Origin of the sequence: Enterococcus sp. H57, from assembly GCF_003112495.1 — a bacterium.
In the GTDB taxonomy this organism is placed as follows: Bacteria; Bacillota; Bacilli; order Lactobacillales; family Enterococcaceae; genus Enterococcus_B; species Enterococcus_B faecium.
Window position 1 is genome coordinate 1 of sequence record NZ_BEHC01000050.1, and the last position, 11938, is coordinate 11938.

13 protein-coding genes are annotated in these 11938 nt (G+C 34.9%); 9 read left to right on the forward strand and 4 right to left on the reverse strand.

The window, feature by feature from the left end; translation table 11 throughout:
• The first annotated feature begins 401 nt into the window (after positions 1 to 401).
• From truB to DIZ30_RS09925, 4 genes are all read left to right on the forward strand, one after another.
• On the forward strand, positions 402 to 1325 hold the full coding sequence (gene truB, locus DIZ30_RS09910; protein ID WP_002301259.1) for a tRNA pseudouridine(55) synthase TruB: 924 nt from the start codon (positions 402 to 404) through the stop codon (positions 1323 to 1325).
• Between the two features lie 3 nt (positions 1326 to 1328).
• Entirely contained in the window at positions 1329 to 2270 is a 942-nt protein-coding gene (gene ribF / locus DIZ30_RS09915; RefSeq protein ID WP_002288521.1) for a riboflavin biosynthesis protein RibF, read from the forward strand.
• A gap of 394 nt (positions 2271 to 2664) precedes the next feature.
• Positions 2665 to 3450, forward strand: a complete 786-nt coding sequence (locus DIZ30_RS09920; protein ID WP_002294471.1) for an SDR family oxidoreductase — start codon at positions 2665 to 2667, stop codon at positions 3448 to 3450.
• Positions 3451 to 3462: 12 nt separating this feature from the next.
• Positions 3463 to 4314: a GRP family sugar transporter gene (locus DIZ30_RS09925; RefSeq protein WP_002288523.1), complete on the forward strand. Its 852-nt coding sequence runs from the start codon at positions 3463 to 3465 to the stop codon at positions 4312 to 4314.
• A gap of 123 nt (positions 4315 to 4437) precedes the next feature.
• Here DIZ30_RS09925 and DIZ30_RS09930 read toward each other — a convergent pair whose 3' ends face one another.
• Both DIZ30_RS09930 and DIZ30_RS09935 read right to left on the reverse strand, forming a co-directional pair.
• Positions 4438 to 4890: a helix-turn-helix domain-containing protein gene (locus tag DIZ30_RS09930; protein WP_098188978.1), complete on the reverse strand. Its 453-nt coding sequence runs from the start codon at positions 4888 to 4890 to the stop codon at positions 4438 to 4440.
• A 464-nt stretch (positions 4891 to 5354) separates the two neighbouring features.
• Positions 5355 to 5723, reverse strand: a complete 369-nt coding sequence (locus DIZ30_RS09935; RefSeq protein WP_002294467.1) for an iron chaperone — start codon at positions 5721 to 5723, stop codon at positions 5355 to 5357.
• A gap of 149 nt (positions 5724 to 5872) precedes the next feature.
• Here DIZ30_RS09935 and DIZ30_RS09940 point away from each other — a divergent pair, with 149 nt between their 5' ends.
• Together DIZ30_RS09940 and DIZ30_RS09945 are read left to right on the forward strand one after the other, a co-directional pair.
• The gene (locus DIZ30_RS09940; RefSeq protein WP_098188979.1) at positions 5873 to 6355 is read left to right on the forward strand and encodes a YbaK/EbsC family protein; all 483 of its coding nucleotides are present in this window, start codon (positions 5873 to 5875) and stop codon (positions 6353 to 6355) included.
• Between the two features lie 36 nt (positions 6356 to 6391).
• Entirely contained in the window at positions 6392 to 7402 is a 1011-nt protein-coding gene (locus tag DIZ30_RS09945; protein WP_002294465.1) for a S66 peptidase family protein, read from the forward strand.
• Positions 7403 to 7516: 114 nt separating this feature from the next.
• Here DIZ30_RS09945 and DIZ30_RS09950 read toward each other — a convergent pair whose 3' ends face one another.
• Entirely contained in the window at positions 7517 to 8230 is a 714-nt protein-coding gene (locus DIZ30_RS09950; RefSeq protein ID WP_002339981.1) for a hypothetical protein, read from the reverse strand.
• 189 nt (positions 8231 to 8419) lie between these two features.
• Positions 8420 to 9010, reverse strand: coding sequence for a type 1 glutamine amidotransferase family protein (locus DIZ30_RS09955; protein ID WP_002319372.1), 591 nt, complete (start codon positions 9008 to 9010; stop codon positions 8420 to 8422).
• Between the two features lie 522 nt (positions 9011 to 9532).
• Between DIZ30_RS09955 and DIZ30_RS09960 the strand changes: the two genes are divergently transcribed.
• From DIZ30_RS09960 to DIZ30_RS09965, 3 genes are all read left to right on the forward strand, one after another.
• A complete protein-coding gene (locus tag DIZ30_RS09960) occupies positions 9533 to 10207 on the forward strand; it encodes a zeta toxin family protein (protein WP_002339982.1) in 675 nt (224 codons plus the stop codon).
• Positions 10200 to 10361, forward strand: a complete 162-nt coding sequence (locus DIZ30_RS13540) for a hypothetical protein (RefSeq protein ID WP_002294460.1) — start codon at positions 10200 to 10202, stop codon at positions 10359 to 10361. Before DIZ30_RS09960 ends, DIZ30_RS13540 begins: the two co-directional genes overlap by 8 nt.
• Positions 10362 to 10844: 483 nt before the next feature.
• Positions 10845 to 11864, forward strand: a complete 1020-nt coding sequence (locus tag DIZ30_RS09965; protein ID WP_109023199.1) for an HNH endonuclease signature motif containing protein — start codon at positions 10845 to 10847, stop codon at positions 11862 to 11864.
• Positions 11865 to 11938 lie beyond the last annotated feature (74 nt).

The following is an 11938-nucleotide window of genomic DNA, read 5'->3' on the forward strand; positions in this document are numbered from 1 at the left end:
TGGTTACACTCCTTTGTTTTCTTTCGTCGGAAATACAATTTGAGTGTACCATAAATGCCTTTTTATTTTTCTAACTTAATTTTACAATTCGCGTAAATAAAAAAAACGGAAAAAAGACTGGAAGAATGGACAGTCTTTTTTTTCGTTTTTGGGAAGTGAAAACCAAACTATTTACCTGTAAGCCACCCATAAATCCAATCAAATGGTGCAAAGAAAAAATCTTCCATTCTATTCCCTCCTTTAAAAAAACATAACATGATTTCTATTTACGTGAGCATGAATTTTGTTACGTTTTTATTGCCGAAAAATAAAAACCGTTCATTATGATGTCAAATTCGTCAGTAATTGATGCAATGTGTTATAATAATTCAGTTAAATCAAAAATGAAATGGAGAAAAGACATGGACGGGTTATTACCTTTATGGAAAGAACGCGGAATGACAAGTCATGATTGCGTATTCAAATTAAGAAAAATCTTACATACGAAAAAAATCGGACATGGGGGTACGCTTGACCCAGACGTAGACGGTGTGTTGCCTATTTGTATTGGAAAAGCCACAAAAGTTATCGAATATTTGACAGATTCTGGGAAAATCTATGTAGGCGAGATAACTCTAGGTTTCAGTACAACGACGGAAGATCGATCCGGAGAACGGGTAGAAACAAAACCAGTAGATATGTCTTTATCTGAAGAAAAAATAGATGAAGTGATGGCTTCATTTATTGGTGAGATCACCCAGATACCACCAATGTACTCAGCGGTAAAAGTCAACGGTAAGCGGTTATATGAATATGCCCGCAATAATGAAACAGTGGAGCGTCCTGTTAGAAAGGCTCAGATTTACCGTTTTATCCGGACAAGTGAATTGACAAGAGACGAAGTGACAGGAACCATTTCTTGGCGCTTCGAAGTAGAATGCGGGAAAGGAACCTATGTCCGCACATTAGCTGTAGATACAGGCAAGAAACTTGGTTACCCTGCGCACATGTCTGATCTGACCCGAACAGCAAGTGCCGGTATGTCCCAGAAAGATGCTCTGACATTAGAAGAAGTAGCTCAAGCTGTGAAAAATGGGACAATCGATGATTGTTTGCTGCCAATAGAAAAAGGAGTGAAACGATTCAAACGAGTAGATATTACTGATGAAGTATGGCAGAAAGTAAAAAACGGTATGAGACTTGATTATACTGTATTTGCGCTCCCAGAAATGCCGTCAGAAGAAATTGCTTTGTTTTATAAAGGCAAAGTTGTCAGTATCTATCAGCCAAACCCGAAAGAAAAAAACAAATTAAAACCTAGTAAAGTATTGAGAAATGAGGAATAACGAATGAATATCATCAAGATCAGACATCCTTACCAATCAGAACAAATTCCAGAAGACGATGTCGTTTTAGTACTGGGATTTTTTGACGGCGTGCATATTGGACACCAGAAAGTCATAAAGACAGGTATGGAAATTGCACAAAAAGAAGGATTGAAATTAGCATTGATGACTTTCAATCAGCATCCATCGATTGTCTTTAAAAAGATCGATCCTAGCAGCGTGAAATATTTGACTAGCCTTAAGCAAAAAGAAGAAAAAATGGCCGCTTTGGGTATAGATTATTTATATGAAGTTGATTTTACTTCTTCTTTTGCTCATTTAGCACCGCAGGAATTTGTTGATCAATACATCGTAGGGTTACATGCAAAATATGCTGTTTCCGGTTTTGATTATACGTATGGACCAAAAGACATTGCAGATGTCGCTCATTTTCCTGAATATGCCAAAGGAAGATTCAAAATCGTCACAGTTTCTAAAGAAGAAGAACAAGGTGAAAAAATCAGCTCTACCCGTATTCGAGGATTACTAGACAGCGGACAAGTAAAAGAAGCAGCAAAACTATTAGGTTGCACATATGAGGTAGAAGGGGTAGTTGTCCATGGCGATGCACGAGGCAGACTACTAGGATTCCCTACAGCAAATGTCAAAGTAAAGAGCACAGTTCATTTGCCTAAAGAAGGTGTTTATGTATCGGAAATAAAAATTGGGGAAACTTGGTATCCAGCCATGGGTTCAATTGGACATAATGATACATTCGGTGAAGGACGGGAGCTGACTGTAGAATTGTATATTTTGGACTTTAATCAAGATATCTATGGTGAACATGTCGCAGTACGCTGGAATCAATTTTTAAGAGATCAAGTGAAATTTTCTAGTGTAGAGGAATTGATTGAACAACTCAAAGAGGATGAACAAGCAACAGCTGAATATTTTTCTCAGCAATAAAACATTATGCATAAAATCTCTTGTTTATGTATAACTAGCAATTTCAATAAAATGGGTGATAAATAAGCCCAGGAAAGGGGCTGTGACAAAAGTCTTGTCACAGCCTTTTTTTCCAAATAAATGGTTTTTCAGAAGTAGCTTCTTCGGAAATAAGCCGAAATTTCACAAAAATTTGAGAAGTAATTTTTGTAAATTACTTCTTATTTCTTGAAGCTGGCCACTTCTGTCACAACCTCTTTCTTTATAGAAATAAAAGGACACTAGCAATTCATGAAAACGATTGCTAGTGCGTATCATTTGCTTTAGACTATATATCTTGGTGTACACTCACTTTAAGACGGAAATAAAAGTTATCCGTAATAACAGGTTTAGGTATGAAAAAGGAGTGGGTACTATGTATAAGGAATTAGAAAACAAAGTCGCAGTAGTAACTGGTGGCTCAAAGGGGATTGGAACAGCGATTGCTCAACGATTCGGGAAAGAAAAAATGAATGTAGTTGTCAACTATAACTCGGATAAAGAAGGAGCAGAAAAAGCAGTCAAAGCAATCGAAGAGGCAGGCGGAAAAGCAGTCTCTGTACAAGCAGATGTCAGTTCTGAAGAAGGAATACAGCGTTTACTTGATACGGCTTTAGAAAATTTTGGGACACTGGACGTTTGGATTAATAATGCTGGGATGGAAAATCAGCATCCAACCCATGAACTTAGCCTTGAAGATTGGGAAAGAGTATTAAAAGTCAATTTGACTGGCGTTTTTATCGGAACGAAAGCGGCTTTAAATTACTTTACAGAGAATGATAAAAAAGGAAATATCATCAATATGTCTTCTGTTCATGAACAAATCCCATGGCCAACGTTTGCTCATTACGCTGCTTCAAAAGGCGGAGTAAAACTATTCACCGAAACGGTAGCAATGGAGTACGCACCAAAGGGAATCAGAATCAATAGTATAGGACCTGGTGCTATCCGTACACCTATTAATGCGGCAAAATTTGATGATCCTGAACAAAAAGAACTCTTGGAAAGTATGATCCCACTAGGACGCGTAGGTGAACCAAAAGAAATAGCGGCGACAGCTGCATGGTTGGCTTCAGACGAATCCAGTTATGTTACAGGTATTACACTATTTGCAGATGGTGGGATGACTTTATATCCTTCTTTCCAAGGTGGAAAAGGATAAGGGTGAATAAAAATGGGTTTATTGATTGCATTGATCCCGGCAGTTGGGTGGGGGATCCAGCCACTGATTTTGAAAAAGATTGGTGGCAGACCAACAAATGAGATATTAGGAACTGGTATTGGAGCCGTGCTCGTTGGCTTACTTGTTCAATTATTCGCTTCTCCAGCTGGTATTTCAGTGACTACATTTTTGATTAGTTTACTTTCTGGTGCATTCTGGGTCATCGGACAAACAGGACAGTATACATCTTTCAACTTGATTGGTGTTTCTAAAACGATGCCAATTTCGACTGCATTACAGTTAGTCGGAACCTCATTGATTGGTGTCTTCGCTTTTGGAGAATGGTCTGGAAGTATGGGAAAAATCATTGGTGCAGCAGCAATCATTCTTCTTGTATTTGGTTCTGCTTTAACGGCAATCAGTGATGATCCTGGAAAAAAAGGCGGTATCACAAAAGGAATCAGTCTATTAGCATCAACAAGTATTGGTTATTGGGTTTACAGTGCATTGCCCAAACTAGTTGATGCAAGCGGACTTTCCATTTTCTTTCCGCAAATGATCGGTGTCTTTTTAGGGGCAGTGATTTATGTGATTTTCCGAAAACCAACCGCATTTTCTGAAGACAAGAGTTGGAAAGCAACAATAGTTGGAGCCATCTTCAGTGTGTCAGCATTGGCTTATATTTTTTCAGCAAATGAAAATGGGGTTGCTACTGCATATATCATTACACAGCTAAACGTAGTTATCTCTACATTAGGCGGTATGTACATCCTGCATGAAAATAAGACACCAAAAGAAAAAAAATTAACGATTATCGGATTATTGCTGATCGTAGTAGGAAGCATGGTCACGGTCTTTATTTGAGGATAAAGATGGTAAAATCTCATTTATTAAAAAAATATTTGTTTGAACCATACAGTAAGTACTTATAAAAAAATAGCGCTAGAATTTCCAACATCTCTGGAATTTCTAGCGCTTTTTAATTGTTTAAGATACAAGTGAAATATCTGTCTGCATCAATAATTTTTCATTGATCCATTGACTAAAGTTTACGACATAATTGAAGTTACCACCGATTAGTATCTCCGCATGATTGTCTTTATAAAGATCGTATTGTAAAAGACGGTCTTTTTTATTTGCGTAAACATCGTTATGGTACTGGACTAATTGTTCTCGGAATTGATTGATTGCTGTAAAATCACGATACTGAAGGTTGAAACGCATCGTGATTGGTGCATTTAGCATGAATTGCTGCATTTCTTTTGCTGCTTCCTCTGCTTGATCTCCGTATAGGAACTCAAAAAGATTACGTTCAGAAAATTTCCATTGCCCGCCAACCTTTGTTCCTTTTAGTTTTCCTTCATGAAGATAATTTCTGATAGAACGTGTAGTAACGCCTAATTGTTCGGCTAATTCATTTACTGAGTAAAAATCTTTCAATGTTCACCCTCCTATGTGAATGGTTCTACTGACTTAGTTGATATTTGCTTAATCACGAAATGTAGAAAGAACGATTTTAATTAAGGTCATTGTAAAAATCAAGTCAGAAAATTCTAACTTTTCTTTCTCTAAAGAAATTCGTTCTCTCCTAAAGTGATATTATATTTAAATATACCTGAAAATAATGGGCAGTATTATGAAAGATCACTGATATTTTCTCGTATTTTTTCCTTATTCAAAAGTTTTGCAGGAAAATTGCTGAAAAAATAATTTTACTAAGTGGAAAATTCAAAGCCATTCAATCAGTGATTTTTTTCAGCACAAGAAAGACTCCTTATAAAAATAGCAGATACTTTGTCAATTAAGTGTTTAACCAGGGATGATAAAAAGGATAGGATTGAACAAAACCTGTATAAGCTGATGAATAGTTTCCTCGCCAGTAAAAGGTTTATTCGTATAAAGCTTTATCGCCAAAATTTATCATGACCTTTTTTATCTTCAATATTAAATGAAATCAATTGTTCAATCAATTCCCAGTTGATTACACTTTTCCAAGGAACTTTGATGACGTTATCCGTATATACGTAGCCTGCTTCTTGGATATTTTTTTCAAGGGCACGAATCGCTGCTTTTTCCGGTGCGATAGAAAAATGATTTTTAGCAAAACTAAATGCAATAATAAAGGTACCATGGTCAGTAAACATAGGTTGGTTCCATTTTACAGTTGTGTCTAGCTGGGGATACGTTTCTGTTATCTTAGCAAAAAGGTCTTTGATCTTTTGTTGATGTTCTTTTTCTTTGATCTGATTGATGATCGGCTGAAATTTTTCCATTCTAAAACGCCTCCATTAAGTGGTTTGATTTATTTTACCAGAAAAACAATAGTTATGTATAAAAAACGAACAAAACACAAGTAATGTTGTAACCGCTATATTTATATGATAAGATGTCTCAAATAATAAAATAGAAAAGAGACATAAAAATGATTGACTTGGCAAAGAAATTCTTACACGAAAATATATATTTTGAGTTGTATCATCATCGAGCCATTTATACAAATGAAGATGCTTTGGTAATAAAGAAAGAACAAGGATTTACAGGTACAGAGACCAAAAGCTTATTCTTAAAAGATAAAAAAGATAATAACTACGTATATCTGACTTTTACTACGAAACAAACGGATTTCAAAGCATTAGGGAAGATCGTCGGTAAAAGGCTTTCTATTGTTTCATCAGAACGCATGGAAAAACAAACGGGACAAAAGCAGGGCGCTGTTTCTCCGTTTGGTTATGAAAAACAGATTCCGATTATTATTGATGAAGAGCTCTTATCAAATGAAAAACTTGTTTTTGCACCAGGTAGACCAGATCAAACGATGGTCATCCAAACGGTTGACTTAAACAAAATCATCCAGCTACTTGAGATACCGATATTTTTGATGCCGGCAAACGAAAAAAACAATTAACCAAGTAAAATAGTGCATACTTGGAGGTGAAGCAACATGATAAGTTATCCATTATTAGAAAGAAATGCAACGATTGGGGTTACTGCACCATCCTCAGGCGTATCAGAGGAACACCATTCGTTACTCGAATCAGCTTTAAAGAGAATGGAAGAAAAATCTTTCCAAGTAGTTACTGGAAAGACGCTTTGGACGCAAGATAAGGAAAAATCAGGTCCAGCAAGAAAACGAGCAGATGAATTCAATCAAATGATGCAAGATGAAAATATCCAAATGATCTTTCCGCCTTGGGGAGGAGAATTATTGATTGAGATTCTCGATTTTGTCGATTTTGATGCTCTACAACCAAAATGGATAGTAGGTTATTCAGATATTAGTACGTTGCTACTTGCTGTCACATTAAAAACAGGGATAGCCACTGCACATGGAACCAACCTTATTGATTTAAGAGGAGAGTACTTGGATGAAACGACAGCAATGTGGGAAAGTGTACTGAAAACAAGAGAAGGAGAATCGATTCTACAGCAACCTTCTGAAAAGTATCAAAAAGAGTGGCCCCATGAGCATTCATCATCTTCTGTTTTCCATCTCACTGAACCAACAAATTGGCAATCAGTCAGCGGAGATGCAGTAAGGATGAAGGGACGATTATTAGGTGGCTGTATTGATACGATCAGTCATTTAATCGGTACCCCTTATGGAGATGTCCAATCTTTTAAAAGAAAGTATAATGATGGAAAGCCGATCTTGTGGTTTCTAGAAAATTGTGAGCTATCGTCAGTTGATTTAAGAAGATCACTTGTTCAGATGAAACTGGCAGGATGGTTTGATGGCAGCTCGGGGATCATGTTCGGTAGAAGTGCAGCAGAGGATTTGTTAGATTATAAAATGAAGGATGTATACGAAGATCTGTCAAAGGAATTAAAACTACCGATCTTGTATGATATTGATTGTGGTCATGTACCGCCACAACTGACATTGATCAATGGTGCCTATGCAGAAGTAGCGGTAGAAGATAGAAAAGCGACTGTTTTGCAAACGTTTATTTAAAAAATTTTTTCCTGCCTTGGAGTTTATCAAAGACCAACAAATCTAAATAGAAAAGAAAATGAAAGAAGCTGACAGTATTTTGCCAGCTTCTTTTTGTATGATCTATTAGAAATTTTAATTATCCATAACTATCACATTGATCAGCTGTTTCACATCATTTGGATTACCTGTAGGAATAGCTACTACAAATGCATTATCAATAATTTCTTGAGTTGTTTCTCTAATGAACGCTGGATAAGATGTTTGATCTGCAGGCATTTGCCAATGTGAAGGAACTGGATAACTAGTGATTGTCCCGTCATGGTTACTTGAATACACTAAAACTCCCTGGTAACTGTATTTCCCAGTGAGCATAACCACATCTTTCGGATAGACTGCACTCCCTGCATCATAAGGGGCGATAGGTGTTCCTGCAGGATAATGAATAACATGTAGTTCGAAATCACCCGATGTATCTCTAAAAGTATTACCTCTAATAGCTAGCCAAACACGTGCGTACTCAATTTGTAGATCAGAATATCCTGCTAACGGATCTATTGACTGAGAAGACTGTGAGGAAGTTGTGTCTATTGTTGAAGAAGAAATATTTGTCTCAACTGTACTACTAGATGTAGAAGAAGTATTGGGCTCTGAGACTTTACTGCTTGTTGAAGATGTATTCGTTTCAGTAGAAGCTGATTTCTGAGTACTTGATTTTTCAGCTGAACTGGTTTGTCTGATTGAACTTTTGTCTGTGGTCGCAGATGGATCACTATTTTCTTTACTAGGAGACGTACATCCTACAAGGAATAAAGAGACCAACAATAAAATAAAACCTAACTTTTTCATATAAAATACCTCATTATTTTTTTAATACCAGTATAGCATAATCCTGAATTTTTGAATCCGTAAAACCTTGTCTATGAATATAAATAGAGTGTATCTTCTTTGATAAATGTCAGAAAAAGTGTGACAAATAACCATCAGTAAAATTACTTGTCATACTATTGATAAGGAGTATTTAATTGAAGAGAATGATTAGGAGAAAGGATCTCCGTACTTTTTATAGTAATCATAGAATCCAAGTTTGTATAGACGAATCGTTTTTTCTCTTATTTCTTCTGTTTCAAAATGGACTGCTTGAAGAATCAAGTCTGTGAATTCTATAGGAGCTGTTCCATTCGCAGTAATCAAATTACGATCTTTCACAGCTTGTTGTTCTATAAAATCTTCTTTATTCTGATAATTTTCCGATTCTAACCAAGGAAATTGCGCATTTCCGGTGTGTTTGTAACCTTGCAATATTCCGCTCTGAGCTAAATAATCAACTGCCCCACAAATAGCAGCTACTGGTACGTCTGTTTTTAACAATTTATCGATTATTTGATATAAATGATGATTTTTTATGTCCCATGAATTGCCACCGATCATAATAAAAAGGTCAACTTTTTCAGGTATTTGTTCGATTAAGTAATCGATTTTTGTTTTTAATCCTCCAATGGAAGTGACCTCTGATTGGATAGAAGCAGTTTTGTTTTGCCATCCCTCTTTTTGGTTTAGTGTGCTAGTAATATAAGCACCTTCCCAATCGGCATATTCCTCTAATAGAAACGTAATCGCAGTTTTCATTTTCAAGCTCTCCTTTACTATCTATGACAAGGACAACAGTTTTAACATACAGACATTCATTAAATTTGGATAGCGACAGCGAAAACAACAATTCTTAAGTTTTAGACAGAGTATACAGACAGTCAACTTAATTAAATACGAACTAAATAAAAATGACAGGTAATCATTTTTGTTTACCAGCATTATAACATTTTGCATACATGGATGACAAAAGAACCAATTCCCACTTGCTTGAGTACAATCTTAAAAGAAACTGGAAGGCAAAAAGTAATTATAGAAACGAAAAATAAATCATATCGGGCACTCAGACATGAAAACAACCCTAGAAATATATAACTAGTCCAATGAAAAAACAGCGAATGCCGTAGAAAACAAGGATTCTGCGTACATTCATATCTCATTTTGCGAGCATATCTGCTATTACTGTGACTAAATGTTAATATGGTTAAAATGACCGTTATATTTTTTATATAAATATCGTATAATTAGTATGAATATAGAAGAAGGAAAGAAGGTGCAATCTTGGAACCTAAAGACAAGTATTTAGATTACGCTAGGGTCAATAAAGATAAATTTATTGAAACAATCATCAAGGGAAAAATCCCTGATGATGAAAAAGATGCGGTATTCATGGCTGGAAGCCCAGGAGCAGGTAAAACAGAGGTTGCACTAGGTTTAGCTGAAAATTATGACAACCATGTTGTGATTGATGCGGACTATTTTAGAGCACAATTTCCAGAATACAATGGAAAGAACTCAAGTGTTTTTCAGAAAGCTTCTTCTTGGTTAGTTGAACAAACATTAAAATATGTACTGGAACATGGCTATTCTTTCATACTAGAGGATACTTTTGCTATCCTTAGTGCAGAGAAAAATATTATTCGAGCCCTTAAAAATAACTTTCGCGTTACGATTTTCTATGTTTACCAAGATCCCAAAGTTGCCTGGGATTTCACTCGAAAACGTGAACTAGCTGAAGGACGTCATGTGCCAAAAGAAATGTTTATCAATGCGTTTTTTAAGTCCAGAGAGAATATTGAAAAAGTCAAAAATAGACATCCTGAAGTAGTCCTTCACATAATGATTAAGGATTATCAAAACGACATTTCTGAAGTGCATTATGCAGCAGATAATATTCAATTAGTACTACCAATACAATATACTTCAAAAGAGTTGGAGGAGGAATTACATGACTGAGAAAGAACAAGTACAACAAATCGTGAAGAAGTATAATAAAAGTATCGCTGATTTATCAGAAAACGCCTCAGCGAAAGAATTTAAAACAGTAATGAAGTACGTAGCAGATGAAGCAAATCGTAAGCAGCGAAAACTAGTTGGGTTGGATAAATAAATTTTTTAAACCATATCCTTGTAAAGTTGAGTTTTTTATTTTAATGAATTAAGACTATTAAATAGATAATTATTGAAACTTAAAAAACACAGCTAAAAATTAGTTGTGTTTTTTATTAGGTTTACTTTTCTGGTATAAAAGGAACTAGCTACTTTTTCAAAATTTCTAAATCATTCAATATGTAGCGCTTACTAAATTATTCGCCATAAAATTTTATAATTGGATCACTCATTGTTTTACCTAAGTCATATTTAAGTAATAACCGGTGTTTTTACATAAGAAGACTTCGGGTATTTTTTAGTTTGATTAGCTCTGATATACCTATAAAGAATATGCTAAGGTAAGAATAGTAAAAATTCACATAGATGAGGTATAATAATGATATTTTTATATATTACAGATAACTTGACACAAAATGAGTTTTTTTCGATTTTTCAAGTTATCTAATGCAATTATATTGATATCATTAGGAGCTGCATTGTTATGAATCCAACATTGATTACTAAGAAAGAATTACTAAAAAAATTAGATATTTCTACTGGTGTATTAGCTAATTTAATTAGAAATGGCATGCCAAAAGAGGGAGAAATGTTTAATCTTGATAAGATTATTACATGGCGAGAAAATTGGTCTAAAAACATATTAGGTGAGTTAGAAGTTGGTAGAGTATATACTAACAAAGAAATTTCAGAGAAGTTTAAATGTTCCAAACAGGGTGGAATGAGAAGATCTCATCAAACTAATACTCTTGTACTGTTTAGTGATCAAACAGGAAGTAATGTTTATAAAGATAAGTGGTTAAATGGTATTTTACAATATACCGGTATGGGGCTAAAAGGGGATCAAGTATTGGATAAGAATCAAAATAAAGTTTTAGCCAATTCAAAAAGTAATTTTGTAAAGATTCATTTATTTGAAACATTTAAACCAAAAGAACACACATATCTGGGAGAAGTATATTTAGCAGGACAAATATATACTGTTAATGAAAAAGATAGTTCGGGCAACAGCAGAAAAGTATATAAATTTCCATTAGCTTTAATAAATCAAGAGCAATTGATTGAAGATAAAGATATATATAACCAGGAAGAAAATCAAACTAGACATATTCGTAATTTATCTGATGCTAAATTAGAGGAAGAAGCAAGAAAAGTTAGTAATTATAATAAAAAAATGGCTGCAAAATATGTTAACGAAGAGGAGTTTTGCTTCTCAAAAACAAAAATATATAAACGTAATCCCTTCGTATCTGAATATGTTAAACGACTTGCAAAAGGTATTTGTCAACTTTGCCAAGAAAAAGGGCCATTTATAAAAGACGGTGTACCTTATTTACATTGTCATCATATAGAATATTTGTCGCAAGGTGGAAAAGATGTGATTGAAAACTGTATCGCGTTATGTCCCAATTGTCATGCTAGAATTCATGAACTTGAGTTACCTGACGATAAAGAAAAATTGCTGAAGATCGTTGAAAAAAGAGAATGGATAGGCTACAATTAACTAGACAGAAAAATTAAGGTGTGTAGACTAGAAGAAAACATACCAGGAGGAATTTTTATGTCTAAGAGAACACG